The sequence below is a fragment of the Halorubrum yunnanense genome (genome assembly GCF_026586675.1).
GTDB lineage: Archaea > Halobacteriota > Halobacteria > Halobacteriales > Haloferacaceae > Halorubrum > Halorubrum yunnanense.
The window spans coordinates 61478-87374 of sequence record NZ_JAODIX010000001.1 but is presented as its reverse complement, the minus strand read 5'-3'; the positions used below and the strand labels follow the sequence as shown (position 1 = coordinate 87374).

General features: G+C 68.4%; 33 protein-coding genes and 1 pseudogene. 29 read left to right on the top strand and 5 right to left on the bottom strand.

What is annotated here, in order from left to right; translation table 11 throughout:
* Position 1 precedes the first annotated feature (1 nt).
* The 23 genes from rpl4p to secY are packed head-to-tail and all read left to right on the top strand — an operon-like array spanning position 2 to position 12449.
* On the top strand, positions 2-748 hold the full coding sequence (rpl4p, locus tag N5096_RS00505) for a 50S ribosomal protein L4 (protein ID WP_267662388.1): 747 nt from the start codon (positions 2-4) through the stop codon (positions 746-748).
* Positions 745-999, top strand: a complete 255-nt coding sequence (locus N5096_RS00500; protein WP_267662387.1) for a 50S ribosomal protein L23 — start codon at positions 745-747, stop codon at positions 997-999. Before rpl4p ends, N5096_RS00500 begins: the two co-directional genes overlap by 4 nt.
* Before the next feature lies 1 nt (position 1000).
* Complete coding sequence (locus N5096_RS00495) at positions 1001-1723, top strand: 50S ribosomal protein L2 (protein ID WP_267662386.1); 723 nt, start codon at positions 1001-1003, stop codon at positions 1721-1723.
* Positions 1720-2145, top strand: a complete 426-nt coding sequence (locus N5096_RS00490) for a 30S ribosomal protein S19 (RefSeq protein WP_267662385.1) — start codon at positions 1720-1722, stop codon at positions 2143-2145. Before N5096_RS00495 ends, N5096_RS00490 begins: the two co-directional genes overlap by 4 nt.
* A gap of 3 nt (positions 2146-2148) precedes the next feature.
* The gene (locus N5096_RS00485) at positions 2149-2613 is read left to right on the top strand and encodes a 50S ribosomal protein L22 (protein WP_267662384.1); all 465 of its coding nucleotides are present in this window, start codon (positions 2149-2151) and stop codon (positions 2611-2613) included.
* The gene (locus tag N5096_RS00480) at positions 2613-3545 is read left to right on the top strand and encodes a 30S ribosomal protein S3 (RefSeq protein ID WP_267662383.1); all 933 of its coding nucleotides are present in this window, start codon (positions 2613-2615) and stop codon (positions 3543-3545) included. Before N5096_RS00485 ends, N5096_RS00480 begins: the two co-directional genes overlap by 1 nt.
* The gene (gene rpmC / locus N5096_RS00475) at positions 3546-3758 is read left to right on the top strand and encodes a 50S ribosomal protein L29 (protein WP_008847473.1); all 213 of its coding nucleotides are present in this window, start codon (positions 3546-3548) and stop codon (positions 3756-3758) included.
* 2 nt (positions 3759-3760) lie between these two features.
* Entirely contained in the window at positions 3761-4219 is a 459-nt protein-coding gene (locus N5096_RS00470; protein WP_267662382.1) for a ribonuclease P protein component 1, read from the top strand.
* Positions 4210-4554, top strand: a complete 345-nt coding sequence (locus N5096_RS00465; RefSeq protein ID WP_267662381.1) for a 30S ribosomal protein S17 — start codon at positions 4210-4212, stop codon at positions 4552-4554. Before N5096_RS00470 ends, N5096_RS00465 begins: the two co-directional genes overlap by 10 nt.
* Positions 4554-4952, top strand: coding sequence for a 50S ribosomal protein L14 (locus N5096_RS00460; protein WP_094521931.1), 399 nt, complete (start codon positions 4554-4556; stop codon positions 4950-4952). The genes N5096_RS00465 and N5096_RS00460 overlap by 1 nt, the downstream gene beginning before the upstream one ends.
* A 2-nt stretch (positions 4953-4954) precedes the next feature.
* Positions 4955-5311, top strand: coding sequence for a 50S ribosomal protein L24 (rplX, locus tag N5096_RS00455; protein ID WP_123113266.1), 357 nt, complete (start codon positions 4955-4957; stop codon positions 5309-5311).
* Complete coding sequence (locus N5096_RS00450) at positions 5308-6033, top strand: 30S ribosomal protein S4e (RefSeq protein ID WP_267662380.1); 726 nt, start codon at positions 5308-5310, stop codon at positions 6031-6033. Before rplX ends, N5096_RS00450 begins: the two co-directional genes overlap by 4 nt.
* Positions 6026-6550, top strand: coding sequence for a 50S ribosomal protein L5 (locus tag N5096_RS00445; protein ID WP_267662379.1), 525 nt, complete (start codon positions 6026-6028; stop codon positions 6548-6550). The genes N5096_RS00450 and N5096_RS00445 overlap by 8 nt, the downstream gene beginning before the upstream one ends.
* A complete protein-coding gene (locus N5096_RS00440; protein WP_004597423.1) occupies positions 6547-6720 on the top strand; it encodes a 30S ribosomal protein S14 in 174 nt (57 codons plus the stop codon). The genes N5096_RS00445 and N5096_RS00440 overlap by 4 nt, the downstream gene beginning before the upstream one ends.
* Positions 6721-6722: 2 nt before the next feature.
* On the top strand, positions 6723-7115 hold the full coding sequence (locus N5096_RS00435; RefSeq protein ID WP_004597419.1) for a 30S ribosomal protein S8: 393 nt from the start codon (positions 6723-6725) through the stop codon (positions 7113-7115).
* Between the two features lie 2 nt (positions 7116-7117).
* Positions 7118-7651, top strand: a complete 534-nt coding sequence (locus N5096_RS00430; protein WP_267662377.1) for a 50S ribosomal protein L6 — start codon at positions 7118-7120, stop codon at positions 7649-7651.
* Between the two features lie 3 nt (positions 7652-7654).
* Entirely contained in the window at positions 7655-8368 is a 714-nt protein-coding gene (locus N5096_RS00425; protein ID WP_267662376.1) for a 50S ribosomal protein L32e, read from the top strand.
* A complete protein-coding gene (locus N5096_RS00420; RefSeq protein WP_267662375.1) occupies positions 8361-8822 on the top strand; it encodes a 50S ribosomal protein L19e in 462 nt (153 codons plus the stop codon). Before N5096_RS00425 ends, N5096_RS00420 begins: the two co-directional genes overlap by 8 nt.
* Positions 8822-9379: a 50S ribosomal protein L18 gene (locus N5096_RS00415; protein WP_267662374.1), complete on the top strand. Its 558-nt coding sequence runs from the start codon at positions 8822-8824 to the stop codon at positions 9377-9379. Before N5096_RS00420 ends, N5096_RS00415 begins: the two co-directional genes overlap by 1 nt.
* Positions 9372-10019, top strand: coding sequence for a 30S ribosomal protein S5 (locus tag N5096_RS00410; protein ID WP_267662373.1), 648 nt, complete (start codon positions 9372-9374; stop codon positions 10017-10019). Before N5096_RS00415 ends, N5096_RS00410 begins: the two co-directional genes overlap by 8 nt.
* Complete coding sequence (locus N5096_RS00405) at positions 10019-10483, top strand: 50S ribosomal protein L30 (protein WP_267662372.1); 465 nt, start codon at positions 10019-10021, stop codon at positions 10481-10483. Before N5096_RS00410 ends, N5096_RS00405 begins: the two co-directional genes overlap by 1 nt.
* A complete protein-coding gene (locus tag N5096_RS00400; protein ID WP_267662371.1) occupies positions 10480-10977 on the top strand; it encodes an uL15m family ribosomal protein in 498 nt (165 codons plus the stop codon). Before N5096_RS00405 ends, N5096_RS00400 begins: the two co-directional genes overlap by 4 nt.
* 2 nt (positions 10978-10979) lie before the next feature.
* Positions 10980-12449 carry a preprotein translocase subunit SecY gene (gene secY, locus N5096_RS00395; protein WP_267662370.1) on the top strand — a complete coding sequence of 490 codons (1470 nt, stop codon included), beginning with the start codon at positions 10980-10982 and terminating at the stop codon, positions 12447-12449.
* Between the two features lie 42 nt (positions 12450-12491).
* Here secY and N5096_RS00390 read toward each other — a convergent pair.
* Positions 12492-12916: pseudogene (locus N5096_RS00390) on the bottom strand (macro domain-containing protein); the annotation flags it as partial.
* A 120-nt stretch (positions 12917-13036) separates the two neighbouring features.
* Between N5096_RS00390 and N5096_RS00385 the strand changes: the two are divergent.
* Both N5096_RS00385 and N5096_RS00380 read left to right on the top strand, forming a co-directional pair.
* Positions 13037-13804, top strand: a complete 768-nt coding sequence (locus N5096_RS00385) for an Lrp/AsnC family transcriptional regulator (protein WP_267662369.1) — start codon at positions 13037-13039, stop codon at positions 13802-13804.
* 39 nt (positions 13805-13843) lie between these two features.
* Positions 13844-14551, top strand: a complete 708-nt coding sequence (locus tag N5096_RS00380; protein ID WP_267662368.1) for a universal stress protein — start codon at positions 13844-13846, stop codon at positions 14549-14551.
* Between the two features lie 36 nt (positions 14552-14587).
* On the opposite strand, the gene N5096_RS00375 is transcribed toward N5096_RS00380, so the two are convergent.
* Together N5096_RS00375 and N5096_RS00370 are read right to left on the bottom strand one after the other, a co-directional pair.
* Positions 14588-15970, bottom strand: coding sequence for an APC family permease (locus N5096_RS00375; RefSeq protein ID WP_267662367.1), 1383 nt, complete (start codon positions 15968-15970; stop codon positions 14588-14590).
* A 103-nt stretch (positions 15971-16073) separates the two neighbouring features.
* On the bottom strand, positions 16074-16787 hold the full coding sequence (locus N5096_RS00370; protein ID WP_267662366.1) for a hypothetical protein: 714 nt from the start codon (positions 16785-16787) through the stop codon (positions 16074-16076).
* A 213-nt stretch (positions 16788-17000) separates the two neighbouring features.
* On the opposite strand from N5096_RS00370, the gene N5096_RS00365 reads away from it, so the two are divergent.
* The 3 genes from N5096_RS00365 (at position 17001) to N5096_RS00355 (ending at position 20609) form a co-directional block, all read left to right on the top strand.
* Positions 17001-18167: a tRNA (guanine(26)-N(2))-dimethyltransferase gene (locus N5096_RS00365; RefSeq protein ID WP_267662365.1), complete on the top strand. Its 1167-nt coding sequence runs from the start codon at positions 17001-17003 to the stop codon at positions 18165-18167.
* A gap of 120 nt (positions 18168-18287) precedes the next feature.
* Positions 18288-19604, top strand: a complete 1317-nt coding sequence (locus N5096_RS00360) for a YihY/virulence factor BrkB family protein (protein WP_267662364.1) — start codon at positions 18288-18290, stop codon at positions 19602-19604.
* A gap of 15 nt (positions 19605-19619) precedes the next feature.
* Positions 19620-20609 (top strand): phosphatase PAP2 family protein, encoded by a 990-nt coding sequence (locus tag N5096_RS00355; RefSeq protein ID WP_267662363.1) that lies wholly within the window; start codon positions 19620-19622, stop codon positions 20607-20609.
* 228 nt (positions 20610-20837) lie between these two features.
* Here the strand turns inward: N5096_RS00355 and N5096_RS00350 are convergent, their stop codons facing one another.
* Entirely contained in the window at positions 20838-23318 is a 2481-nt protein-coding gene (locus N5096_RS00350; protein ID WP_267662362.1) for an efflux RND transporter permease subunit, read from the bottom strand.
* A gap of 3 nt (positions 23319-23321) precedes the next feature.
* Positions 23322-25004 carry a COG1361 S-layer family protein gene (locus tag N5096_RS00345; RefSeq protein ID WP_267662361.1) on the bottom strand — a complete coding sequence of 561 codons (1683 nt, stop codon included), beginning with the start codon at positions 25002-25004 and terminating at the stop codon, positions 23322-23324.
* A gap of 240 nt (positions 25005-25244) precedes the next feature.
* On the opposite strand from N5096_RS00345, the gene N5096_RS00340 reads away from it, so the two are divergent.
* Positions 25245-25862: a TetR/AcrR family transcriptional regulator gene (locus N5096_RS00340; RefSeq protein ID WP_267662360.1), complete on the top strand. Its 618-nt coding sequence runs from the start codon at positions 25245-25247 to the stop codon at positions 25860-25862.
* The last annotated feature ends 35 nt before the right edge of the window (positions 25863-25897 follow it).

The following is a 25897-nucleotide window of genomic DNA, read 5'->3' as shown; positions in this document are numbered from 1 at the left end:
CATGAACGCAACAGTACACGACCTGGACGGCGGGGACGCGGGCAGCGTCGAGCTGCCGGCGATCTTCGAGACCGCGTTCCGACCGGACATCATCGGTCGGGCGGTCTCCGCCGCACAGGCTAACCGGAAGCAGGCCTACGGTGCCGACGAGTTCGCCGGGCTGCGAACCCCCGCGGAGTCGTTCGGCTCCGGGCGCGGGCTCGCGCACATCCCGCGCTCCGAGAACGTCGCCCGCCGCGTCCCGAGCGCCGTCTCGGGCCGCGCCGCGCACCCCCCGAAGGCCGAGAAGGACCAGACGAAGAAACTGAACGACAAGGAGCGCCAGCTCGGCATCCGGTCGGCCGTCGCGGCCACCGCGGACGCCGAACTCGTCGCCGAGCGCGGTCACGCGTTCGACGACGACCTCGACCTCCCGCTCGTCGTCTCCGACGAGTTCGAGGACCTCGAGAAGACCCAAGCGGCACTGGGCGTGCTGGAGGCCGTCGGCGCGGACGCCGACATCGAGCGCGCTGAGGAGGGTCGCTCCGTTCGGTCCGGCCGTGGGAAGACCCGCGGTCGCAAGTACAGCCAGCCGAAGTCCGTCCTCGTCGTCACCAGCGAGGAGCCGTCCCGCGCCGCCCGGAACCTCTCGGGCGTCGACGTCGCGACCGCGGGCGAGGTCAACGCGGAGGACCTCGCGCCGGGCGGACACCCGGGGCGACTCACGCTGTGGACCGAGAGCGCCGTCGAGGAGGTTGCCGAGCGATGAACTCGGTCATCGAGCACCCGCTCGTCACCGAGCAGGCGATGAACGAGATGGACTTCAAGAACAAGCTGCTGTTCCTCGTCGACGTCGACGCGTCGAAGCCCGAGGTCCGCGACGAAGTGCAGGACCGCTACGACGTCACCGTCACCGACGTGAACACGCAGGTGACTTCGAAGGGCAAGAAGAAGGCGACGGTCACGCTCTCCGAGGACGACGACGCGACCGAAATCGCCTCGCGCATCGGGGTGTTCTGATATGGGACGACGAATTCAAGGACAGCGGCGTGGACGCGGCGGCCCGACGTTCCGGGCCCCGTCCCACCGCTACAAGGCCGAACTGTCGCACAAGAAGCTCGAGGACGTGGACACGGTCACCGGCGAGATCGTCGGGATCGAACACGACCCCGCCCGCTCGGCTCCGCTCGCGGAGATCGAGTTCGAGGACGACGACCGTCGGCTCGTGCTCGCGCCGGAAGGCGTGCGCGTGGGCGAGACGATTCAGGTCGGCGTGAGCGCGGAGATCAAGCCCGGGAACACGCTCCCGCTGGCGGAGATCCCCGAGGGCGTGCCGGTCTGTAACGTCGAGAGCAACCGCGGGGACGGCGGGAAGTTCGCGCGCGCCTCCGGCGTGTCCGCGACGCTTCTCACCCACGACCGCGACGTCGCGGTCGTCCAGCTCCCCAGCGGGCAGGTGAAGCGGCTCGACCCGCAGTGCCGCGCCACGATCGGCGTGGTCGCGGGCGGCGGTCGGACGGAGAAGCCGTTCGTCAAAGCCGGCAACAAGTACCACAAGATGAAGGCGCGCGGGACCAAATACCCGCGCGTCCGCGGCGTCGCGATGAACGCCGTCGACCACCCCTTCGGCGGGGGCGGTCGCCAACACCCCGGCCAGCCGAAGTCCGTCTCGCGGGACGCCCCGCCGGGACGCAAGGTCGGTGACATCGCATCCAAGAGCACCGGACGAGGTGGCAACAAATGAGTTCCAACTACCGAACCGGCCGCGATGGCAAGGAGTTCGCCTACCGCGGTCACTCGCTCGACGAGCTGCAGGAGATGGACGTAGACGAGGTCGCGGAACTGCTCCCCGCACGCCAGCGGCGAAGCATCACGCGAGGGCTGAGCGTCGAGAAGGAGAAGCTTCTCGAGACGGCCCGGACCCGCGACAAGGAGACGACGGCGGACGACCCGATCCGGACGCACCTGCGCGACATGCCGGTCCTTCCGGAGTTCGTCGGCGTCACCTTCTCCGTGTACAACGGACACAGCTTCGAACGCGTGCAGGTCGAACCCCAGATGATCGGACACTACCTGGGCGAGTTCCACCTCACGCGAAGCACCGTCGAACACGGTCAGGCCGGCATCGGCGCGACCCGGTCCTCGAAGTTCGTGCCCCTCAAGTAACCCATGGGAATCAACTACAGCGTCGAGGCCGACCCGGAGACCACCGCCAAGGGGATGCTCCGCGACCGGCCCATCAGCGTGAAGGATAGCAAGGAGATCTCCCGGGAGATCAAAGGCGAGACCGTCGCCGACGCCGAGGAGTTCCTGCAGGAAGTCATCGACGAGGAGACCCCGGTGCCGATGCGCCAGCACAACGCCGGCGCGGGCCACCGCTCCGACATCGACGGCTGGGACGCGGGACGGTATCCCGAGAAGGCCGCCAAGGATTTCCTCAAGCTTCTGGAGAACGTCAAGAACAACGCGACCGAGCAGGGGTTCGACGGGGACGAGATGGTCATCAAACACGTCGCCCCCCACAAGGTCGGTGAGCGACCCGGGCGGAACCCGCGAGCGGCGGGTGCCACCCAGTGGAACACCACCCTCGCCGACGTCGAGCTCATCATCGAAGACCCGGAGGCTGCCGAATAATGGCTGACGAACACCAATTCATCGAGGACGGCCTGCGCCGTTCACAGATCAACGAGTTCTTCGCGGACGAGCTCGGCCGAGCCGGCTACGGCGGCATGGACGTCGCCAAGACGCCGATGGGCACGCAGATCGTCCTGAAGGCCGAAAAGCCCGGTATGGTGATCGGGAAGGGCGGGAAGAACATCCGCAAGATCACCACCGAGCTCGAGGACCGCTTCGACATGGACGACCCGCAGATCGACGTTCAGGAGGTCGACGAGCCCGACCTGAACGCCCAGATCGTCGCGGACCGTCTCGCGAACGCCCTCGAGCGCGGCTGGTACTTCCGGAAGGCCGGTCACACGACCATCGACCGGATCATTGACGCGGGCGCGCTGGGCGCCGAGATCGTCCTCTCCGGAAAGGTCACCGGCGCGCGTTCGCGCGTCGAGAAGTTCAACCGCGGCTACATCAAGCACAACGGCGAGCCCGCACAGGAAGTCGTCGACCACGGCCAGGGCGTCGCGGTGATGAAGCTCGGGACGATCGGCGTCAACGTGAAGATCATCCCGCCGGGCGCGCAGCTCCCGGACGACTTCGAGGTCCGCGAGGACGCCGAGGTCCCGGAGGTCGAGCAGGCCGCCGCGGGCGACGACGAGAGCGTGGAGGCGCTCCTCGAGGAGGAGCCGGAGGAGGTGCCGGATGTCGGCGACGACGAGGACGTCGAGGTGCCCGACGAGGACCCCAGCGAACTCATCGACGAAGAGGTCGTCGAAGAGGTCGTCGAGGAGACGCAGGATACGGCCACGGAGGCGACGGACGTCGCCGAAGAGGAGCCGGTCGGCGGCGCCGAGGCGGACGATATCGACGAGCTCGACGAGGAGATCGAGTCGGAGGCGGCCGACCTCGTCGCGGAGATGGAAGCCGCGGACGACGAAGAGGAGGACGAGTAAATGGCGATCCTCTACACAGACGAGATCCGCGACATGACGGCGGCCGAGCGTCAGGTCGAGCTCGAGGAGCTCGAGACCGAGCTGCTCAACTCGAAGGCGCAGCGCGCCGCCGGCGGCATGCCGGAAAGTCCGGGCCGCGTGAAGGAGCTGAAGAAGACCATCGCGCGGATCAAGACGATCCAGGCGGAAGAAGGCGACTTCGACGACGAATAACGATGATTACCCCCGACACACTCGTTCGGCACGAACTCGTCGGCCTCCCGGTTCGGGTGGTCGACGCCGCCAGCGACGCCCACACGGGCATCGCCGGCCGCGTGCTGTCCGAGACGTTCGGCACCCTCGTGGTCCGAACGCCGTCGGGGGACAAGCGCGTGCCCAAGTCGGGCGCGACGCTGGAGTTCGGGGTCGTCGATGTCCCGAGCGTCCGCACAGATGAAGCCGCCGACGACGCCGAGTCGTCGGGGTCCGCGCCCCAACTCGGGTCGGATACTACGGGGGTCCGCCCCCGTCAGTCTGGCCCGTCCGGGTCCGAAAGCGTCGTCACCGGTGACGACGCGGGTCCGGCGAGCCACCGCGGCGAGTGCAAAGACGCGGTCTACGTAACGGTGGATGGCGATCGGTTGCGGCATCGACCCGCCGAACGCACCGAACGAGGTGTCACACAATGGCGATAGGAATCGACGTACCCACGCCTCCGGAGCCAGACAACCCGGAGGATTACGACTACGAGAAGTGCCCGTTCTACGGGCAGCTCTCCGTCCGCGGCCAGACCCGCGAGGGAACGGTCGTGTCGACGGACATGGCAAAGACCGTCATCGTCGAGCGAGAATACGACGTGTTCGTACCGAAATACGACCGGTACATGAAGCGTCGCTCGCGCATCCCGGCCCACGTGCCGGGCGTGCTCGACTCGCTCGAGGTCGGTGACGAAGTGACAATCGCGGAAACGCGACCGCTCTCGAAGACGAAGTCCCACGTCGTCGTCGAGAACCTGTCGGGTGATCAGTGATGGAGGCGCTCAAGGCCGACGTCACGCAGGGGCTCTCGAAGGGCTCGCTCATCACGTGCGCCGACAACACCGGCGCGCGTGAGCTGAAGGTTATCTCGGTGGCCGGCTACTCCGGCACCAAGAACCGCCACCCGAAGGCAGGTATCGGCGACAAGGTGACCGTCTCGGTCACCAAGGGGACCCCGGAGATGCGGCGGCAGGTGCTGGAGGCGGTCGTCGTCCGCCAGCGCAAGCCGATCCGCCGTCCGAGCGGGACCCGCGTGAAGTTCGAGGACAACGCGGCCGTCATCATCGACGACCTCGAGGAGCCGCGGGGCACGGAGATCAAAGGCCCCGTCGCCCGCGAGGTCGCCGAACGATTCGGGAGCATCGCCTCGACCGCGACGATGATCGTCTGATCATGACGAAACAGCCACGCAAACAGCGAAAACGGTCGGAGACCGCGCCGCTCCACGAGCGGCAGAACCAGGTCCGAGCCACCCTCACGGACGACCTCCGCGAGGAGTACGGACAGCGGAACGTCCGCGTCAACGCCGGAGACACCGTCGAGGTGCTCCGCGGCGACGCGGCCGGGACGGAGGCGGAAGTCGTCGCCGTCGACCTGTCCGCGGAGCGGATCACCGTCGAGGACGTCACCGTCGAGAAGGCTGACGGGGAGGAGGTTCCCCGTCCCATCCCGGCGAGTAACGTCCGGGTGATCGAGCTGGACCTGGAAGACGAGCGCCGGGAGGCGCGGCTCCAGGAGGATAACGAATGACGCGACACCAGAAGCGACTGTCAGTACCGAACTCCTGGCCCGTCGAGCGCAAGACCGACACGTTCACCGTCAAGGCCGGCGCCGGCCCGCACGGTGAGGCGGGCGTTCCGCTCGTCGTCCTGCTGCGGGACGTGCTCGGTTACGTCGACTCGACGAAGGAGGCGCGCTACGCGCTGAACAACGACTCGGTCCTCGTCAACGGGGACGCGGTCTCGGACGAGCAGCGTCCGATCGGGATGTTCGACATCCTGGCGTTCCCCGAGCGCGGGGAGTTCTTCCGCGTCTTCCCCGACGAGGGCGGTCGGCTCGCGCTGACCTCCGTCGACGAGGAGGCCGCGGGCAGCCGGCTCGGGAAGATAACGAACAAGTCGGTCGTCCCCGGCGGAGCCGTCCAGCTGACGCTCCACGACGGGGCGAACGTCCGCGTCGAGGCGGACACACCGTACGACACCAAAGACTCGATCGTCGTCGACAACGAGACCAAGGAGGTCGTCGCCCACTTCGAGTACAAAGAGGGCGCCCTCGTCACCGCCGTCGCCGGCCAGCACGCCGGCCGGATCGGCGAGGTCGACGACATCGACGTCACGCTCGGCTCGGGCTCGAACACGGTCTTCGTCGGCGACGACGAGGACGGCTACGAGACGGTCGAGGAGTACCTCGTCGTCATCGACGAGAACTTCACCGGCGACGACGCCGAGGAGGCGGGTGATTCGGATGAGTGAAGCCGAGAGCGCCCCCCACGAGATGCGGGAGCCGTATCTCGAGAAGGTCGTCGTCCACATGGGCGTCGGACAGGGCGGTGAACCCCTCGCCGACGCCGAGGCGATCATCGAGGAGATTACGGACCAGCAGTCGGTCCGGACCACCTCGAAGCGCACCATCGCCGAGTTCGGGATCCGCAAGGGCGACCCGATCGGCGTCAAGGTGACCCTGCGGGGCGAGGACGCACACGAGTTCCTCGCGACCGCGCTCGACGTCACCGAGATCTCCCGCAGCCAGTTCGACGACACCGGCAACCTGAGCTTCGGTGTCGAGGACCACACCGACTTCCCGAGCCAGGAGTACAACCCCAACATCGGCATCTACGGGCTCGACGTGACGACGACGATCGTCCGGCCCGGCTACCGCGTGTCAAAGCGGGACAAGGCGACGTCGTCTATCCCCGTGAAACACCGGATGACCGTCGAGGACGCGGCCGCGTTCCTCGAGACCAACTTCGACGTAGAGGTAACGGAATGAGCGAAGCGAACAACGACACGGGCGAGCACGCGGCGAAACGCACCGACTCCCGGCACACCTGCCGGCGGTGCGACCGCGAGCAGGGACTTGTCGGCAAGTACGACATCAACCTCTGCAGACAGTGCTTCCGCGAGGTCGCCCGAGACATGGGATTCGAGAAGTACAGCTAATCATGACAGGAAACGATCCATTCACCAACGCGCTCGCCGGCATGGACAACGCCGAGAGCGTTGGCCACCTGTCGTACACGGTTGAGCCCGCCTCCAACATCATCGGCTCCGTCCTCGAGGTCCTCTACGACCGCGGGTACGTCGACGGCTTCGAGTACGTCGACGACGGGAAAGCCGGGAAGTTCGAGGTCGAACTGAAAGGCGCGATCAACGAGTGTGGCGCCGTCAAGCCCCGCTACTCCGCGGGCGCGGACGAGTTCGAGAAGTGGGAGAAGCGATACCTCCCCGCCCGTGACTACGGGACGCTCATCGTCACGACGAGCCACGGCGTCATGAGCCACTACGAGGCCCGCGAAGCGGGCATCGGTGGCCAAGTGATCGCATACGTCTACTAACAATGAACAGAGTCGAAATCGAGATTCCGGACGACGTCTCCGCCGAGACCGACCACCTCGAACTCACCGTCGAGGGTCCCAACGGGAGCGTCACGCGACGCCTCTGGTACCCCGACGTCGAGGTCACGGTCGAGGACGGTGTCGTCGCGATCGCCGCCGAAAACGAGGACGCGAAGACGAACGCCACGGTCGGCACCTTCGAGAGCCACGTCGCCAACATGGTCCACGGCGTCACCGACGGATGGGAGTACACGATGGAAGTGTACTACGCCCACTTCCCGATGCAGGTGACCGTGGAGGGCGACGAGGTCGTCATCGAGAACTTCCTCGGCGAGCGAGCACAGCGACGCACCCCGATCCGCGGGGACACGGACGTACAGGTCGACGGCGAGACGGTACGGCTCACGGGCTCCGACAAGGAGGCCGTCGGGCAGACCGCCGCCGACATCGAACAGCTGACGAAGGTGACCGACAAGGACACGCGCGTCTTCCAGGACGGCGTGTACATCGTCGAGAAGCCCACCGGAGGTGCCTAACCAATGGCCGAAGAACTGGAAGAGATCAGCGGTGTCGGTCCCTCGAAGGCGGACGCCCTTCGCGAGGCCGGCTACGAGACGGTCGAGGACGTGAAGGCCGCCTCCCAGTCGGAGCTCTCCGAGGTCGACGGCGTCGGCAACGCGCTCGCAGCGCGTATCAAGGCCGACGTCGGCGGACTGGAGGTCGACGAGGAGGCGGACGCGGAGATCGAAGACGAGACGGACGAGGAGGCGGCGGCCGACGAGGCCGACGCCGACGAGGACGTCGAGACGGAGCTTCGCCCCCGCGGTCACGCCGACAAGACCCCGGACCTGGACGACGAGACCGCTCGCGCGCTCGCACAGAAGCACCGCGAGGGGAAACCGCAGTTCAACCGGCAGGACTACCACAAGAAAAAGCGGATCCCGACGTCGTGGCGCAAGCCGCGCGGCGGGCTCTCCAAGCAGCGCCGTCGGATGAAAGCGAAGGGTCCCGTCGTCGAGGCGGGCTTCCGCTCTCCGAAGGCGTCCCGCGACCTGCACCCGAGCGGCTTCGAGGAGGTTCGCGTGCACAACACGGACGACCTCGAGGGCGTCGACGGCGACACGCAGGCGGTGCGGATCGCCTCGAAGGTCGGCGGTCGCAAGCGCGAACTGATCGAAGACGAGGCGGAGGAGCGCGAGATCCGCGTGCTGAACCCGACCTACGTCGAAGTGGAGGTCGACGACGATGAGTGACCTGAAAGCACAGAAGCGGCTCGCAGCGGACGAGATGGACGTCGGCAAGGGCCGCGTCTGGCTCGACCCCGAGGCACAGGAGGAGATCGAGGACGCCATCACGCGAGAGGACGTCCGCGAGCTCATCGAACAAGGCACCATCCGCGCGAAAGAGGCGAAGTCGAACTCCCGCGGGAAGGCCCGCGAGCGAGCGGAGAAGCGCTCGTACGGACACAAGTCCGGCGCCGGTACCCGGAAGGGGAAGGCCGGCGCGCGACAGAACACGAAAGACGACTGGAAGGCGCGGATCCGCGCGCAGCGCGCCCGCCTGAAGGAGCTCCGCGACGAGGAAGACGTGCTTGACGCCAGCGAATACCGCACGCTCTACAACAAGTCGAGCGGTGGCGAGTTCGAGGACGTCGCGCGACTGGAAGCGTTCATTCAGACGCAGTACGGTTACGAGGTGACCGAGTAATGGCAACAGGACCACGATACAAGGTGCCGATGCGGCGCCGCCGCGAGGTCCGGACGGATTACCATCAGAGGTTGCGCCTGCTGAAATCGGGCAAGCCTCGCCTGGTCGCCCGGGTGAGCAACGCTCACGTCAGGGCGCAGCTGGTGACTCCCGGATCCGACGGCGATGAGACTCACGCGGCCGCCTCCAGCGAGGAGCTCGGCGAGTACGGCTGGGACGCCCCCACGGGCAATCTCCCCAGCGCGTACCTCACCGGGTACCTCGCGGGCGCCCGCGCCGTCGACGCCGGCCTCGACGAGGCCGTCCTCGACATCGGTCTCAACACGGCGACGCCTGGCAACAAGACGTTCGCAGTACAGGAAGGAGCGATCGACGCCAGCCTCGAGATCCCGCACAACGACGACGTGCTGGCCGACTGGTCGCGTACGCGAGGCGAGCACATCGCCGCGTACGACGAGCAGCTCGACGAGCCGCTGTACGGCGGCGAGTTCGACGCGGCCGACGTACCCGAGCACTTCGACGACGTGCTCGCGACAATCCAGGAGGACCATGAGTAGACACAACGACGGCTGGGAACCGCGGACGCGACTCGGCCGCAAGGTACAGGACGGGGAGATCTCGTCGATGGAACAGGCGCTCGACTCCGGCCTCCCGCTGAAGGAGGCCGAGATCGTCGACCAGCTCCTCCCGGGGCTGGAAGACGAGGTGCTGGACATCAACATGGTCCAGCGCATGACCGACTCCGGCCGCCGCGTGAAGTTCCGCTGCGTGGTCGCCGTGGGCAATCGCGACGGCTACCTCGGCTACGCGCAGGCCCGGGACGACCAGGTCGGCGGCGCCATCCAGAAGGCGATCGACGTCGCGAAGCTGAACATCATCAGGGTGGACCGCGGCTCCGGGTCCTGGGAGGACCAGCCCGGTGGCACGAACTCCCTGACTCGGACGGCGACGGGCAAGGCCGGCTCCGTCACGGTCGAGATCAAGCCCGCCCCGCAGGGGCTGGGCCTCGCGGCCGCGGAGACGGTCCGCAACATCTTAGAGCTCGCCGGCGTCGAGGACGCCTGGACGAACTCCGACGGCAACACGCGCACGACGGTGAACCTCGCGAAGGCGACGTTCAACGCGCTGGAGAACGCGGCGCAGTCCCGCACGCCCCAGCACGCCCGCGAGGTCCACTACGACGAGGTGAGCGAGTGATGCAGGCGATCGTGCAGCTCCGCGGTGACGTCAACCTCGAGTACGGCGTCGAAGACACGCTCGACATGCTGAACGTCGGGCGCGTCAACCACGCGACGTTCGTCCCCGAGACGGACTCGTACCGCGGCATGGTCACCAAGGTGAACGACGTCGTCGCGTTCGGGGAACCGAGCGTCGACGCGGTCGCGGCCACCGTCGGGCGCCGCGGCGATCCCCTCAAGGGCTCGGCCGACGTCGACGACGAGTGGATCGACGACAACACCGACTACGCCGACTTGGAGGCGCTGGCAGAGGCGCTCGTCGACGAGGAGACGACCCTGCGCGAGCAGGGCCTCTCGCCGACGCTGCGGCTCCACGCCCCCCGCGGCGGTCACGAGGGCATCAAACACCCCGTGATCGAGGGCGGCGAGCTCGGCAAACACACGACCGAGGAGATCGACGCTCTCCTGGAGGCGATGCGATGACGAGCAAGAAACGTCGACAGCGCGGGTCTCGAACCCACGGCGGCGGAACGCACAAGAACCGGCGCGGCGCCGGTCACCGCGGCGGCCGCGGCAAGGCCGGCCGCGCGAAACACGAGTTCCACAACTACGGCCCGCTGGGCAAGTACGGCTTCAAGCGCCCCGAGGACGCGAAGACGGAGGTCCTCGAGGTCAAGGTCCAGAAGCTCGACGAGGACGCGGCGCTGTACGCCGCGGAGGGCCTCGCCGAGGAAGACGGTGACGCGTACGTCGTCGACGCGCGCGACGTCGTCGACGACGGTCGCGACGCCGACGTCGTGAAGGTGCTCGGCGGCGGGCAGGTCCGCCGCGAGCTCCGCGTCACAGCCGACGCGTTCACCGCCGGCGCGGTGGAACTGATCGAGGAGGCCGGCGGCGAGGCGACGCTCTCCGAGCGCGCCGAGGAAGCTGCCGCCGAATCAGAAACCACTTCAGACGACGAGACTGACGAGGCGTAATCATGAGTTGGAAGGAGGCCGCCGAACCGGTACTCTCGCGGATGCCCGTCGTGGAGCGACCGGCGGGTCACGTCCCGTTCAGACGGAAGCTCACGTGGACGGCCGGCATCCTGATCGTCTACTTCTTCCTGACCAACATCAACCCGTTCGGGTTGGCCGTCGGTCAGGGGTCTGACTTCTTCGGGCAGTTCCGGTCGGTGCTCGCCGGCTCGTCCGGCTCGCTGTTGCAGGTCGGTATCGGCCCGATCGTCACGGCGTCCATCGTCCTCCAGCTGTTGGGTGGGGCGAACCTACTGGGACTCGACACCGACGACCCGCGCGACCAAGTCCTGTACCAGGGTCTCCAGAAGCTGCTGGTGATCATCGTGACGGCGCTGACCGCGGCGCCGATGGTGTTCACCGGGCAGTTCCTACCCGCGGATCCGGCCGTCGGGCAGGCGCTCGGCATCGGAACGCTCGGCGTCAAGGGGCTGATATTCCTACAGATCTTCGTCGGCGGCGTCCTCCTTCTGTTCATGGACGAGATCGTGAGCAAGTGGGGCGTCGGCTCCGGCGTCGGCCTGTTCATCATCGCGGCGGTGAGCCAGCAGATCGTCGGCGGCTTTTTCAGCTTCTCAGCGCTCGGCGCGCGCGGCTTCTTCGCGAACTGGTTCTCCATCGCGACGGGCGGCACCCAGTTGGGGTCGCCGTTCACGTCGGCCGGGCTCGAGTCGCTGCTGTTCGCGCCGGGGAACATCCTCGCGCTGTTCACGACGGTGTTCATCTTCGGGATCGTCGTGTACGCGGAGTCGGTCCGCGTCGAGATCCCGCTCTCGCACGCCCGGGTGAAGGGCGCGCGCGGTCGCTTCCCGGTGAAGCTGATCTACGCGTCCGTCCTGCCGATGATCCTCGTCCGCGCGCTGCAGGCGAACATCCAGTTCGTCGGGCAGCTCCTCTCCTCGCAGTGGGCGGGGATGCCGGCGTGGCTCGGGATGTACAGCGATCAGGGGCAGCCCACGTCCGGGCTGTTCTACTACCTGAACCCCATCCAGCAGCCGGAGCAGTGGATGTGGTTCCGCGGCACCGCAACCGGCGAACCGTGGATGATCGCGCTCCGGCTGACGATCGACCTCACCTTCATGATCGTCGGCGGGGCGATCTTCGCCATCTTCTGGGTCGAGACGACCGGGATGGGGCCGGAGGCGACGGCAAAGCAGATCCAGAACTCCGGGATGCAGATCCCCGGCTTCCGCCGGAACCCGCAGGTCGTCGAGAAGGTGATGGAGCGGTACATCCCGCAGGTGACCGTCATCGGGGGCGCCCTCGTCGGGTTCCTCGCCGTGATGGCGAACCTGCTCGGAACCATCGGACAGGTCTCCGGAACCGGACTGCTGCTCGCGGTCTCGATCACGTACAAGCTGTACGAGGAGATCGCAGAGGAGCAGTTGATGGAGATGCACCCGATGATGCGCCAGATGTTCGGCAACGAGTAGCCAGCGTCGCGCTTCTCACGGTTTTTATCGGCGCATTCGCGGCTACCACCTCCTCGAGTGGACTCGCTTCGCGACGGCTTCGACCGTCCGGAGCTCCTCGGTCGAGTACGCGATGACCCGGACGTCGCGTAGCGTCGTCGGCTCCTGTGCGTCGATCGCCTCACAGACCCGGCGGGCGCCAGTCTCGAACTCGAGGGCGGCGGCGCCGGTGCCGAGCACCGGGACCACGAGCGACTCGCAGCCGCGCTCCTCGGCGGCCGCCAGCGCGTTCCGCGTCGCCTCGCCGACGCTCTCGGGCGTCGCGCGACCGTCGCCGTAGTGGGCATCGCCGCGGCGTAGATCACGTACCGGCGTCCAGTTCGTACGCGTCGGTGACGGCGACCGCACCGATGTCGACCGACCCCTTCGAGACGGCGGCCTCGTGTATCGGTCCCCTCGCGTTTCCGACGGTGCGCGCCCGCGAGGCCAGGAGGACGGTTCCCGATCTCCCCGTGAGTAAGCCATATTACGGTTTGGGGGCTACGGTTCGACATGACGACCCTTCGACGACGCGGTCCGCTCTCGACCGGACCGGGAGGCGGTCGACCGTGAGCCACCACCTTGACGACATCGACCGGCAGATCATCCACGCGTTGATGTCGGACGCGCGAAACACCTCCGCGCCGATGATCGCGGAGGGGATGAACGTCTCCGCGGGGACGGTCCGGAACCGGATCGAGCGCTTGGAGGACGCAGGCGTGATCCGCGGCTACACGGCCATCGTCGACTTCGAACAGGCCGGCGGACGGCTCACCTCGGTGTTCATGTGTACTGTTCCCGCGGACGAGCGGGAGCGACTGGCGCTGGCGGCTCGGTCGATCCCGGGCGTGATCAACGTCCGCGTGCTGATGGCGGGGCGCCGCGACCTGCAGGTGGTCGCGGTCGGCGAGGAGACGAGCGACCTCCGCGAGATCGCGCGCACGCTCTCCGGGCTCGACATCCGCATCGAGGATGAGGAGCTGCTCCAGACGGAGCTTCACACCCCTTACTCGCGGTTCCTCTCCGACGACACCCGGCAGTCCGTGGTTTCCGACACCGTCACGCTCGCGGACGGCACCGCCGTGATCGAGGTGTGCGTCACCGACGACGCGCCGATCGTCGGGCACTCGCCGACGAAGGCCCGCGACGAGGGGGTCCTGTCGGACGACGTCGTCGTGACGTCGATCGAGCGCGACGGGTCGATCATCCACCCCGTTGACAACACGGCGATCCGACCGAACGACGTGGTGACCGTGCTCCCGAAGGAGTCGTCCGAGGACGACATCCTCGGGGCGTTCCTCGCCGACGAGGACGAGGCCCCGCCGGCGACGTCGTGAATCTCGCCGTTTATTGTTCCGGGCGGCCAAGCGTCGCCCATGACAGACACGATCCTCGTTCCGCTCGAGCTCCCGGATCCGGAACCGCTGTCACCGGTACTCGTCGACGACCTCTCGTCGCTCGACGTGGTGATACTCGGCCACTACGGCCTGCCGGAGCAGACGCCGGCCCGTGACGCGCGCGAACAGTTCGGCGACGCCGCGCAGGCGACGCTGGACGAGATCGCCGACGCGTTCGGCGACGTCGGTGCGTCCGTTCGGACGCGACTGGTGTTCGGGAAGGACCGCGCGGCAGCGATCCAGCAGGTCGCGGCCGAGGAGGGCGCCGCGGCCGAGCTCGATCCCGCCCCGACGGAGGGCGTCGAGCGGATCCTCGTGCCGCTCCCGGACGTCGCCGAGTTCGATCGGCTCCCGACGTTCATCCGGATCCTGAGCGAGGACTCCACCAAGGAGATCACGCTGTTCCACGTCGTTGAGGGCGAGGAGCGCCGCGAGCAGGGCGAAGCCGCGGTCAGGGAGACCCGGGAGCGCCTGATAGAAGACGGGTTCGATTCCGACTCCGTCGACACTCGGATCGTCGAGGGCGACGAACACGACGAGGAAATTCTCCGCGTCGCAGCGGAGTACGACGCGGTCGTGATGTACGAGCCGGAGTCCAGCCTTAGCGATCACGTCTTCGGGACGCTGGCGGACCGGATCGCCGACGAGACCGGCGACCCGGTGGTCCTCGTCAACCGGGACTACTGAGCGATCGCCTCCGGAACCGGGCTCCCCTCAATCCGATTACTCCGGCTCCGTGGAGGCGATCCCGTCGTCTTCCTCGTCGCGGCGGCCATGGAGGATAGTTCCGAGCGCTCCCGTTCTATCGGTTCTGGGCCGCCCGTACGCGAGGTACACAAGCGCGCTTCCGACGATGATCGCCCCGGCTCCGAGGATAGGAACCGTTCCCATCTGCGTGAGCAGGGCGATGCCGGCGACGAAGCCGAATATCTGGACGAACGGATATCCGGGCGCCGTGAACTCGGGCTGGTACGACGGCACGTCGGCCTCTCGGAACGCGATCAGCGAGACGTTGATGATGGAGAAGACGAGGATCTGGAACGCGCTCGCCAGCTTCGCCAGCTCGATCACGGGGACGAACGCGATGAGCAGCAGCAGCACGATCCCGGTGAGCAGGACCGAGTTCCGAGGGGTTTTGAACCGCTCGTCGATGGTCCGGAGCGCGGGCGGCAAGAGGTCGTCGCGGCTCATCGCGAGGGGGAACCGCGAGGAGGACAGGACGCCGGCGTTCGCCATACTGGTGAGCGCGACGACGGCGATCACGGAGATGAACGCCACCCCGGCGCCGCCGAGGAGCGCGCTCGCTCCGTCCGCCATCGGTGTGAGGGACGCGGTCCCGCCGGGGCCGCCCGTCTTCAACACCTCGGGGTCGCTCAGGCCGATGATCGCGCCGACCACCGCCACGTACAGGACGGTCATGATCCCCATCGACCCGAGCATGGCGCGCGGGAGGTTCCGGCTGGGGTCTTTCACCTCCTCGGCGACGCTCGCGATCTTCGTGACGCCCGCGTAGGAGACGAAGACGAAGGCGGCCGCCGTGACGATCCCCTCGCTTCCGTGGGTCGTGAACGGCGTGTATCGGGCGGTGTCGATGACCAGCCCGGAGTTGACGACGTACGCGAGCAGCCCGGCGACGACGAGCGTGACGATGACCGCCTGTATCCCGCCGCTCATCTTCGTTCCCGAGACGTTCAGGGCGACGACGAGGACCGCGAGGGTCAGCGCGACGTACACCACCGCGCCCTGCGAGAGCGGCGCGAACAGCAGCAGGTACGCGCCGAGCCCGACGAGCGCGAACGAGCTTTTAAAAACCAGTGAGAACCACGCCCCGATCCCGGCGATCGTGCCGAACAGCGGCCCGAGCGCCCGGTCGATGTAGAGGTACGTGCCCCCGGACTCCGGCATCGCCGTCGCCATCTCGGCCTTCGACAGCGCGGCCGGCAACACGACGAGCGCGGCCAGCACGTACGCGAGGATCACCGCGGGTCCGGCTTTCTTGTATCCCAGCGCCGGCAGCACGAAGATCCCGCTGCCGATCATCGCACCCATGCTTATCATCATCGTCGGGTACAACCCGAGGCTCCGATTCAAATCGTGCTGGCCCATGCGTTTACATGGTTATAGCGGGCGTTTCGGTTTATTACCTTCGGAATGCTCAAAATGAGAGACGCCAAATTACGCATTCAGAAGCACTACCGCCGATCGGCAGTTACGAGTCGCCGCGTCGATAGTCGACGTCGGCGTCGTCGTCCTCTGCCTCCGTCTCACCGGTCTTCTCCTCGACCTTTTCGTCAACCGTCTCACCGACTTTTTCGTCAACCGTCTGCTCGACCTTTTCGTCAACCGTCTCACCGACTTTTTCGTCAACCGTCTGCTCGACCGTCTCCTCGATCTTCTCTTCGACCGCCTCGCCGACCGTTTTCTCGACCGTCTCCTCGACCGTCTTCTCGACGGTGTCGCCGACCGTCTCCTCGACCCTTCCCGTCACCTCTTCGCTGACGGTCGCTTCGACGGTCTCGCCCACGGTCTCTTCGACGGTCTCGCCCACGGTCTCTTCGACCTTCTCGCCCACGGTCTCCTCGACGCTCTTCTCCACTTCCTTGCTGACCGTTTCGCCGACGCTCTTCTCCACTTCCTTGTTGACGGTGTCGCCCACCGTCCGTTCCACTTCCTTGTTAACGGTCTCGCCGACGCTCTTCTCCACTTCCTTGCCGACCTGGTCGGCGACCTCCCGCGTCATCCAGTCGGGGTCGAACCGAGCCATCTTCCAGACGACGTGGACCACGTAGGAGGCGAACACACCGATCCCGAACGCGACGCCGACGTCGGTCCCGTTCAGCGTCGCGATGAGGACGATCGACAGAATGATCAGCGCGCCGTACGCGAGGTCGGTGAGCGCGTCGACGCGGGCCGGACTCACCATCCGCGATCCGCCTCCGAGACCCCGTCGCCTCCGCGACTCGCTCCGCCCCCGGCGTCCGCCCGTCGGCTCCACGTAGTACTCATTCGTATCTCCCCTTTCCCCGCTGACGGGCTAAATCTCTCGCTTCGCGGCCGCGACGGTCACGCAGGCGATCTGCGCGGCGCGCGGCGCGCGGAGCGCGGTCCTTTTGTGCCGGATGGTCGAATCCGAGGCATGGACATCGAGGAGGGCGGTCTCACCGTCTCCGTTCCCGAGGCCCGCGACGGGGCCAGCGAGGGCACCGGCGGCGGGGTCTTTTTCAACCCGACCCAGGAGCTGAACCGCGACGTCACCGTCGCGGTCCTGCGCGCGTACCGCGACCGCGAGCCGCGGGCGGCCTCGTACCTCGACGCGATGGCGGCCTCCGGGATCCGCGGGGTCCGCGCCGCCGCCGAGGGGTACGACGTCACCTGCGCCGACGTCGACCCGGACGCCGTCGACCTCGCGGCCGAGAACCTCGCCGCCAACGACCTGGACGGGGAGGCGGTCCACCGCGACGTCAACGCGCTCCTGTACGACGACGGGCCGTTCGACGTCGTCGACCTCGACCCGTACGGGACGCCGATCCCCTTCGCGGACGCCGCGTTCGCGAACGCGCGCAACCTCGTCTGCGTCACGGCGACCGACACCGCTCCACTCTGCGGCGCGCACCTCAACAGCGGGATCCGGAAGTACGGGGCGGTCCCGCGCAACACCGACTACCACCCCGAGATGGGGCTCCGCACGCTGATCTCCGCGCTGGTGCGCACCGCGGCGCGCTACGACAAGGCGGCCCGGCCGATCGCCTCGCACGTCTCGCGCCACTACGCGCGGACCTACCTCGAGTTAGAGTCGGGCGCGCAGGCGGCCGACGCCTGCATCGACGAGCTCGGGTACGTCGACAACTGCGAGGACTGCCTCTGGCGCGAGCCGACCCGCGGGCTGATCGCCGACCCCGTCGAGAGCTGTCCCGTCTGCGGCGGCGACCGCGTGCTCACGGCCGGGCCGCTGTGGCTGGGACCGGTCGCCGACACCGACTTCGCCCGCGCGGTGCGCGAGCGCGTCACCGACGACATGGGCGAGGCGAAGCGCGCCCGGAAGCTGCTCGGGACCGTCGCCCGCGAGCTCGATACCCCCACGCATTACGACCAGCACCGCCTGTACAAGGCGTGGGGCGAGCCCGCCATCGGCATGGAGGAGTTCGTCGAACGCCTGCGAGGCGCCGGGTACGAGGCCAGCCGCGCCCACTACCGCGGGACCGCGGTCAAGACCAGCGCTTCGATCCCGGAGATGCGGGCGGCGGTTCTGGGCGGGGCGCACGGGACGGACGGCGCGGACGGGGACGCCGACGCCACAGACTGACTCGACCCGACCTGGATCGACTCCTCTCTCGCGCGTCCCGATCTCGCCCTCCCGAGTCCCGATCGGGCGCGTCCCGACCGCACCGGCCCGCTTTTGTCGCCATCGCCCGAACAGCGGGGCGTGTCCCGACACTCGACCAGCGCAATCGGCACGGGGCGGCGCGTCGTCGACGTCGCGCTCGACCGGCAGGTGACGTTTCTTGCCGCCGCGATCGCCTACTACGCGTTCGTCTCGCTCGTCCCCGCGCTTCTGCTGCTCGTCGTCGTCGCCACCGCCGTCTTCGGCGAGGCCATCGCGGGCGAGCTGGTTGTGGCGGCGGGGGACTTCCTCACGCCCGCCGGCCAGGGCGCCGTCGCCGACGCGGTCTCCTCCGCGAGCGGTCGGGCCGGCGCGAGCGTGCTGGGCGTCGCCGTGCTGTTGTGGTCGACCCTGAGGGTGTTCCGCGGGCTCGACACGGCGTTCGGCGAGCTGTACGGCGTCAAGGATCCGCCGGACTTCGTGAAGCAGCTCGCTGACGCCGGCGCGGTCGTCCTCGCGGTCGGCGTCGGCGTCGGCGTGATGGTCGCCGTCGGCGCGTTCGTCGCGGCCGCGGACGCGGTCCCGCTCGTCGAGACGGCGAGCATCCTCGCGCTACCGGCGTTCCTCGCGGTCGTCTTCCTCCCGGTGTACTACCTGCTCCCCGAGCCCGACATCGGGATTCGAGAGGCCCTGCCCGGCGCGGGCGTCGCCGCCATCGGCTGGACGCTGCTGCAGGCCGGATTCCAGGTGTACGCGGCGAGCGCCGGGGAGTTTCAGGTGTACGGCGTCATCGGCGGCGTCCTACTGCTCGTCACGTGGCTCTACCTCGCCGCCGTCGTCGTCGTGGTCGGCGGGGTCGTCAACGTCGTGCTGGCCGGCCGCGATGGCGCGCCTCTCGCGAGCGGCGCCGGCCTCCGAGGCGGGCCGGCCGCGACAGAGGACGTCACGGACCGGCAGTTACAACACGGCCGCGGCCGACGGACGGGTATGAACGGCGAGTCGGACGGCGGGGGCGACGCCGGCGACGAGGAGCGACCCCAGGGGGCGCCGGACGTCGCGGCGCTCCAGGAGGAGGTGGGGCGGCTACGGGCGGAGTTCGACGAGTTCGAGGACGACGTCGAGCGGCGAACCGTCGACAAGCCCGCGGTGGAGTCGGAGCTGAAACGCTACGTCCGGTCCCGGATGCGGCGCGGGCACGCCCGAGGCTGGGGGCCGTACCTCGTGCTTCTGTACGGGACGGTGCTGATCTTGGGCGCGTTCTCCTTTCTCGACGGGCTCTACGCCATCGCGGCGATGCTCATCCTCGGCCTGTCGACGCTGGGGCTGTACGCGCTGTTTATCATCGTCGGCATCGGCTTCAACCTGCTCGAAACCCCTGGGAAGGCGCTCGACTACGCCCGCGACCGGGGCGACGACTGAACGAGTGACCGGCTCGTGATCGGACTCGTCACCGCCGAGCGCGGGATCGGCGAGACGGCTCTCGCCGACGCGCTTCCCGAGGTCGTCGTCGTCCTCTTCGCGGCCGTCACCCACCTCGCCGACCCATGGTTCCTCTTCGGGCTGCTGGCGGTCGCCTACTGGTTCGCGGGCGACCGGCTCGCGGCCTCGCCGCGCCGCGCGGGCGCGACCGCGGTCGCAGTCGTCACGTGCGCGTACGCCGCCGTCGCGCTGAGCAAAGCGTGGTTCGCCGCCCCCCGACCGCCGGGCGCGGTGGGACCCGCCGACGTCCCGACGTGGCTCCCCGGCCTGCTCTCGAGGTGGTACGAGGCGCAGGTGCTCTCCGACGGCTTCGGCTTCCCGAGCGGGCACGCCACCGGGGGCGCGGCGGCGTACCTCGCGCTGGCGCTGTTGTACGACCGGGCGTGGACCGCGCGGAAGCGCCTTCTCGCGGCCGCTCTCGTCGCCGTCGCGGTCGCGGCCTCGCGGGTCGTCATCGAGGTCCACTACCTCGTCGACGTGCTCGCCGGGATCGTCCTGGGCGGGGGCGTCGTCGTCGTCGCGCTGTGGCTCGCGGGGGATCCGCGGTTCCGCGGGCGGAACGCCTCGCGGGGAGACCGCCGCGAGCCGACCGCCGGGCTCGATCCCACGCCGGCGTTCCTGCTGGCCGCGGGCGTCTCGCTGGCGGCGGCCGGCGTCGCGCTCGCCGGCGGCCACACCGGTGAGGTGGTCGAGGCGGGGATCGGCATCGCCACCGGCGCCGGCGGCGCGCTCGGCTGGCGGCTCGTCGACGGCGACGAGCCCGCGGTCCCGGTCCGGATCGCTGTCCCGGCGCTCGCCGTCACCGGCGCGCTCTGGGTCGGCGCGTACGCGCTCGCCGGCTCGACGGGCGTCACGCTGGCCGCGACGACCGTCGCGGTTGTCGCGGTCGTCGGCTTGCCCGCACTCCCGGAGCGGGCCGAAGCGATGTCGAACGGGCGGGACTGAGCGGATTCGGCGAGCGATCGCCGCGACCCGGTTCGATCGGCGGCCGGAGCGGGTGACGGGGGCCGGTGGTGGCGAGGCGGTAGTCGAGTAGGGGGTGAGCGACGGCGAGGATCGTTTATAAGGGACCGAGACGGTGACCGGGGTTGGATGCGTTCACCGGAGGTCCGCGGCCGATCAGTTATAAGCGAGCGGGCAGAGGTTCGGGAGCGGTCGGCGCGGAGCCGTCGATCAGTTATAACCGGTTCCGACGGGCAGTTCGAGGTCCGACCAGGCGCCGTGATACCGCTCCCACAACAGCACCGCCGGGGGGAGCGCCACGATCGTGAACACGAACGAGTACAGGACGCTCAGCGCGGTCAGTAGCCCAAAGTCACCCAACACGGGCGTAATCGCGAGCGCGAGCGCCCCGGTCCCGAGCGACGTGGTCAGCATGCTCCCGAGGAGGGCGCCGCCCGTCCCGGAGAAGGTGACGATCATCGACTCGTAGGCGTCCGCGTTCCGGTTGAACTCGTCGACGAACCGGTGTGTGGCGTGGACCGAGTAGGCGATACCCAGCCCGATCGAGATCGAGAGGATCGTCGCGGTCAGCGCGTTCAGCGAGAGCCCGAGGAACCGCATGGTCCCGAGCAGGAACGCGATGGCGATGAGGATGGGGAAGAGGTTCACGACTCCGAGCAGTGGCTTCCCCTCTAACACCCCGTAGGCGACGACGAGGAAGACTCCAGTCAGCGCCATCGCGAGGATCAGCCCCTCGATCGCGGAGTTGAAAATGACGTCCGTCACGGCGTCGAACACGACGAGCTGGCCCGTCGCCGTCGCCGCAAATCGGAACTCCCCGGAGAACTCCCGGGCGTCGGCGGAGGCTTCGCCCTGGGAGGCGCCGGCGTCGATCGCGTAGTCGACCTGCGCGTACCGGCGGTCCGGCGTGAGGTACTGCGCGGCGCGGTCGCCGGCTGGCGAGGCGAACAGCTCGTCGTATATCAGTTCGAGGTTGCGGTCGGGAATCCCGTTCCCGTCGGCGTCGCTGCGAGCGACCAGGCGGGCGAACTCGGGGTCGCGGTCTGCCTGCGCTTGGATCACGGTGACGATGCTGGTCGGGCGCGCGCTCCCGCCCTCCCCGACCGCGAGCGCGCCCGGCGGGTCGTCGTTCGGCGCTGCGAGCGCCTCCAACGCGTGGTCCTCTTGGAAGTTCCCTTCGACGTATATCGTCACCGACTGGTCCTGGTTCGTCGAGAAGCGGTCCTCCAAGAGCGTGATCGTCTCCGTGACGGTGTACTCGCTGGGCGCGAACGGCTCCGGCAGGCCGGTCACGTACTCGGGCAGCTCCTCGGGCGGCAGGAAGTCCTCCGTCTCGAAGGAGGTGTCGACGCCGCTGCCGTACGCCCCCGCCATCCCGCCGGTGACGAGCAGTACGAGTACGAAGGCGATCGGCGCGTACCGACTGACTTGCGTCGGGAGCGTCAGCAGCCGGCCGAGCGCCGAGTCGCTCGAGGAGATCGGCGCCGAGTTGAACTCGGGGACGCCGTACGCCTCGCGGAGCCTGTCGACCTCCAGTTTCGCCGCCGGGAGGAACAGCCCGAAGATCAGGAACGTGAAGGTGATCCCGGTCGCCGAGGCGATACCCAAGTCGCGAATCGGGCCGAGATCCGAGATCACGTTCGCGCCGAAGCCGAACACCGTCGTCACCGTCACGATGACGAAGGCGATCATCAGCTGGTTGTTCGCCTCGCGCATCGCCTCAAGGGGCTCGTACCCCTTGACCGCCTCCTCGCGGTAGCGGTTGATGATGTGAATCCCGAAGTCGACCCCCACGGCGAGCAACAGCACGGGGACCGAGATCATCGGTTGGCTGAAGGGGATCCCGGAGAAGCCCAGGAAGCCGAACGTCCAGACGACCGTCATCAGCAGCGCCAACAGCCCCAACGCCAAGTCGATCGGGTCGCGGTAGGCGACGACCAGGAACAGGAGCAGCAGGAGGACGACGACCGGCATCACGATCGTGAGCGAGTCGACGATGACGTTGGCCGTCTCGGCGTTCGTGATCCCGGTGCCGAACGCCCGGATGTCGCCGGGGGAGTCGGCGGTGATCGCTTGGATCGTCGTCTGGACGTCTTGTAGGTCCGCGTCGGTGAAGCCGGCGGGGACCTCGTGGGACACGACCGTGATCGAGGCCGACGCGCTGGCGCTCGTCGGGTTGAAATCGGTCGACACCGCCCGGTTGAATCGGGGATCGTCCTGAAGGGCGCGGACCGTGCGACGGATCTGTGTCGGACTGGCGCCCTCCAGCGCGCGCCGCTGCTCCGGAATCGTCGTCGCCGAGGGGTCGATCGCTCGGGCGACCACCGTCGCGGGCCCGTTCGCTGACGACACTCGGAGGTCATCGCGGCGCGTGATCTCCTCGAGCAGCCGGAGCTCGCGGAGGAGCGCCTCCTGGGTCAGGACGTTTCCGCCGGTGTGAATAAGCTGGGTGGATTCGCTCTCTGGTTCGAACGGATCGTCGAACTGCTGGTTCACCGCGTCGAGCGCTTCCTGCTCGTCGAGGCCTTCGGTGAAGGCGTCGGTGGCGCCGGTGTCGGTGCTGACGAGCCCGATCCCGCCGGAAAACACCAACGTGATCAGGAGGAACGCGACGACGACCTGTCGCGGCCGGTCGACGACGGCGTCGTTGAGCCGGCGCGTCCCCGCCTCGATCCGCTCGCCGACCGACATCAGCTACTGCCGCCTCCGATAGACGACGAGCGCGCCCGTGCCGAGGACGAGCAGCGCGACGACGATGACGGGAACGGGAAGCCCGCCCCCCTCGCTCGCGGTCACCTCGATCGGGACCCGATAGGTGTCCGATAGCTGGCTGTCGCCGTCCGCGTCGTCGTACCGGAAGTCGAGCGAGACCGGGTACGTGCTCCCGGCCGTCGCGGATCCGGTCGTCGTCAGCTCGAATCTCAGCGTCGTCGTCTCGCCCGGCCCGAGCGACTGGACGTACCCTGTATCGGTGGCGCCCGTGTCGAGCGGGTCGTCGGCGAACAGCCGCGCCTCGACGTCTCTGGCGGGCTCGTCGAGGTTATTCGTGACGGCGACCTCGACGGTCCGCGTGCCGCCCGCCTCGATGCTGCGGTTCTCGACGGCGACGCCGAATCGGTCGCGCTCCGGCGCGACGTCGGCGCCGACGGCCAACTCGTCGTAGCGGCGAGCCTCGCCGTCGTCGTTGCGGTACTGGACCGCGAGATCGATGGACTGGAGCCCGGTCTCGGCCTCGCCCCCGATCGAGATGGGAAGGGCGAACGACGTCGATTCGCCCGACTCGAGCGGCCCGACGGCGGTCGACCGCTCGATCGGGATGACGTTCGGGGAGTCGCCCGCGTACTGAACGACGACGTTGTCCGCCGGGGCCGGCCCGTCGTTCGTCACGGTGCCCGTGAGCTCGCCGTCCGCGCCGACGCGCAGCGTGGACTCGACGTCGCTCACCGCGAACGTCTGCTCCCCGAGCGGCGCCACGCCGGCGGAGAGCCCCTCGTCGACATGGGGGATACCGTCCGGCGTCTCGAAGGCGACGTTGCCGGTGAGGGCGTACTGTCGGGCAGGTGCCGTCGACGTGAACGCGGCGTCGTAGGGGAGCGTGACGCTCTCGCCGGGAGCGATCGAGTCGATCCGGGCCGCGTCCGACGTCCCCTGTCCGAGTCCCAGTCCGGCGCTCGACGACTCCAGCGCGACCGTCGCGTCGTACGCGGCCGTCGCGCCGACGTTCCTGACCGTCGCCTCGAGGGTGCCCTGGTCGCCGATCTGCGCGTCGGTCGTCACGTCGACGATTCGGAAACGGGCGTCCTCGGTGACCTCAACGTCGACCTCGGCGGTGACTGTCTCCGACCGATCGATGGTGACGCCGCCCGACTGTCGGTGGGTGTACGAGTACTCCAGTTCGACCTCGAGTTCGTAGTTGCCCGGATCGGTGCCGTTCGGCACGGTCACCGCGATCGGCACCTCGCGGGGGGCAGTTTCGGTCACGGCGCCGAGCGCCAGCGTTCCGGTCTCGACCGTGAGCGGGGAATCGTCCGCGTCGGCCGTCAGACGGACGTTGCGTGCGGTGGTGACGATGTCGCGCGTCTGCGGCGTCCCGAGATTGACGTCACCATCGTTGACGACCTGTAGCGTCACCTCGTTCGTCCGTCCGGGCGTCACTTCCGGCCGGGCGGTGACGACTGACAGGTCGGGCGAGCCTTCCACGACGCCGGACACCTGCGACTGCGCGGCCGGGTCCGGCGCCGCCGTCCCGGTGAGATCCGTCGGCGACGACTCGACGGCCGTCGAACTCGCGGGCGCCACGCCGGCGGCCGCGCCGACGGTCCCGCTCGTCAGCATTAGCGCGGCGGCGAACACGGCGAGGACGGTCGTCCGTCTCACGCCGACCCCCTCCCGGAGCGGCGGTCGGGCGCGTCGACGCGGTCACGCCTCATCGGCCCACCGTCGGCGTCCGTGTCGCGTCTCGGTACTGGCGATCGGGAAGCGCGACGTGCGCTCCCGCCGGTGTCTGCTCCATACCGAAGTACACGGCCACGAATCAATAAGCACTTTGTTTTTGGATTCATAGGTGCGATCGATGGAGCATTCCCGATCGACGGATAACCGCCGAACGTCACGCCAATGAGCCGATTCACCGATCGGGATCGGGAGCGGATCCGGTCTCAGCTGGTCGAGGCCGGCAGAGAGCTGTTCACGCAGTTCGGGTTCGAACGCACGCGGATCAGCGATCTCACGGCCGAGGTCGGGATCGGCACGAGCACGTTCTACCAGTTCTTCGACTCCAAGGAGGCGCTGTACGTGGACGTGCTCCTCGCGGAGCGCGAGTCGTTAGAGGGGAAGATCGCCGCCGCTGTCGCCGAGGTGGACACCCCGCGAGAGGAGGTGCGGGTGCTGTTGAAGACGACGCTCAGCGAGGTGCGGGCGAACCCACTCATCTCCTCGCTGATCGTCGACGGGGAGCTGCGCGCGCTCCAGGACCGCATCGCCGACGCCGAGTCCGACGGGCACTCGATCGCGATCGAGCCCCATGACTCGGAGCTTCCGTTCGCCGAGCGCTGGGCGAAGCTCGACGCGTTCCGGTACGACGACCCCGAGCTGATCGACCAGCTGTTCGTTTCGCTCGTCTTCACCGCGCGGTCGCGGAACGCTCCGATCGGTCCCGGCACGGACGCCGCCTACGAGGAGGTCGAAGACGCGCTCATCGAGACGATCGTCGAGGGAGTGTTCGAAGGCGAGTGAGCGGACGCGGAGGGAGAGGGCGGCGACCGATAGGC

Excerpts from the sequence above, each read along its gene's own strand:
- N5096_RS00470 (WP_267662382.1), top strand. The coding sequence starts at position 3,761 with ATGATTACCCCCGACACACTCGTTCGGCACGAACTCGTCGGCCTCCCG.
- N5096_RS00410 (WP_267662373.1), top strand. The coding sequence starts at position 9,372 with ATGAGTAGACACAACGACGGCTGGGAACCGCGGACGCGACTCGGCCGC.
- N5096_RS00465 (WP_267662381.1), top strand. The coding sequence starts at position 4,210 with ATGGCGATAGGAATCGACGTACCCACGCCTCCGGAGCCAGACAACCCG.
- N5096_RS00500 (WP_267662387.1), top strand. The coding sequence starts at position 745 with ATGAACTCGGTCATCGAGCACCCGCTCGTCACCGAGCAGGCGATGAAC.
- N5096_RS00490 (WP_267662385.1), top strand. The coding sequence starts at position 1,720 with ATGAGTTCCAACTACCGAACCGGCCGCGATGGCAAGGAGTTCGCCTAC.
- N5096_RS00485 (WP_267662384.1), top strand. The coding sequence starts at position 2,149 with ATGGGAATCAACTACAGCGTCGAGGCCGACCCGGAGACCACCGCCAAG.
- N5096_RS00370 (WP_267662366.1), bottom strand. The coding sequence starts at position 16,787 with ATGGTGAGTCCGGCCCGCGTCGACGCGCTCACCGACCTCGCGTACGGC.
- N5096_RS00350 (WP_267662362.1), bottom strand. The coding sequence starts at position 23,318 with ATGTCGGTCGGCGAGCGGATCGAGGCGGGGACGCGCCGGCTCAACGAC.
- N5096_RS00415 (WP_267662374.1), top strand. The coding sequence starts at position 8,822 with ATGGCAACAGGACCACGATACAAGGTGCCGATGCGGCGCCGCCGCGAG.
- secY (WP_267662370.1), top strand. The coding sequence starts at position 10,980 with ATGAGTTGGAAGGAGGCCGCCGAACCGGTACTCTCGCGGATGCCCGTC.
- N5096_RS00445 (WP_267662379.1), top strand. The coding sequence starts at position 6,026 with ATGAGTGAAGCCGAGAGCGCCCCCCACGAGATGCGGGAGCCGTATCTC.
- rpl4p (WP_267662388.1), top strand. The coding sequence starts at position 2 with ATGAACGCAACAGTACACGACCTGGACGGCGGGGACGCGGGCAGCGTC.
- N5096_RS00425 (WP_267662376.1), top strand. The coding sequence starts at position 7,655 with ATGGCCGAAGAACTGGAAGAGATCAGCGGTGTCGGTCCCTCGAAGGCG.
- N5096_RS00375 (WP_267662367.1), bottom strand. The coding sequence starts at position 15,970 with ATGGGCCAGCACGATTTGAATCGGAGCCTCGGGTTGTACCCGACGATG.
- N5096_RS00380 (WP_267662368.1), top strand. The coding sequence starts at position 13,844 with ATGACAGACACGATCCTCGTTCCGCTCGAGCTCCCGGATCCGGAACCG.
- N5096_RS00450 (WP_267662380.1), top strand. The coding sequence starts at position 5,308 with ATGACGCGACACCAGAAGCGACTGTCAGTACCGAACTCCTGGCCCGTC.
- rplX (WP_123113266.1), top strand. The coding sequence starts at position 4,955 with ATGACGAAACAGCCACGCAAACAGCGAAAACGGTCGGAGACCGCGCCG.
- rpmC (WP_008847473.1), top strand. The coding sequence starts at position 3,546 with ATGGCGATCCTCTACACAGACGAGATCCGCGACATGACGGCGGCCGAG.
- N5096_RS00480 (WP_267662383.1), top strand. The coding sequence starts at position 2,613 with ATGGCTGACGAACACCAATTCATCGAGGACGGCCTGCGCCGTTCACAG.
- N5096_RS00420 (WP_267662375.1), top strand. The coding sequence starts at position 8,361 with ATGAGTGACCTGAAAGCACAGAAGCGGCTCGCAGCGGACGAGATGGAC.
- N5096_RS00495 (WP_267662386.1), top strand. The coding sequence starts at position 1,001 with ATGGGACGACGAATTCAAGGACAGCGGCGTGGACGCGGCGGCCCGACG.
- N5096_RS00405 (WP_267662372.1), top strand. The coding sequence starts at position 10,019 with ATGCAGGCGATCGTGCAGCTCCGCGGTGACGTCAACCTCGAGTACGGC.
- N5096_RS00400 (WP_267662371.1), top strand. The coding sequence starts at position 10,480 with ATGACGAGCAAGAAACGTCGACAGCGCGGGTCTCGAACCCACGGCGGC.
- N5096_RS00440 (WP_004597423.1), top strand. The coding sequence starts at position 6,547 with ATGAGCGAAGCGAACAACGACACGGGCGAGCACGCGGCGAAACGCACC.
- N5096_RS00460 (WP_094521931.1), top strand. The coding sequence starts at position 4,554 with ATGGAGGCGCTCAAGGCCGACGTCACGCAGGGGCTCTCGAAGGGCTCG.
- N5096_RS00365 (WP_267662365.1), top strand. The coding sequence starts at position 17,001 with ATGGACATCGAGGAGGGCGGTCTCACCGTCTCCGTTCCCGAGGCCCGC.
- N5096_RS00435 (WP_004597419.1), top strand. The coding sequence starts at position 6,723 with ATGACAGGAAACGATCCATTCACCAACGCGCTCGCCGGCATGGACAAC.
- N5096_RS00340 (WP_267662360.1), top strand. The coding sequence starts at position 25,245 with ATGAGCCGATTCACCGATCGGGATCGGGAGCGGATCCGGTCTCAGCTG.
- N5096_RS00430 (WP_267662377.1), top strand. The coding sequence starts at position 7,118 with ATGAACAGAGTCGAAATCGAGATTCCGGACGACGTCTCCGCCGAGACC.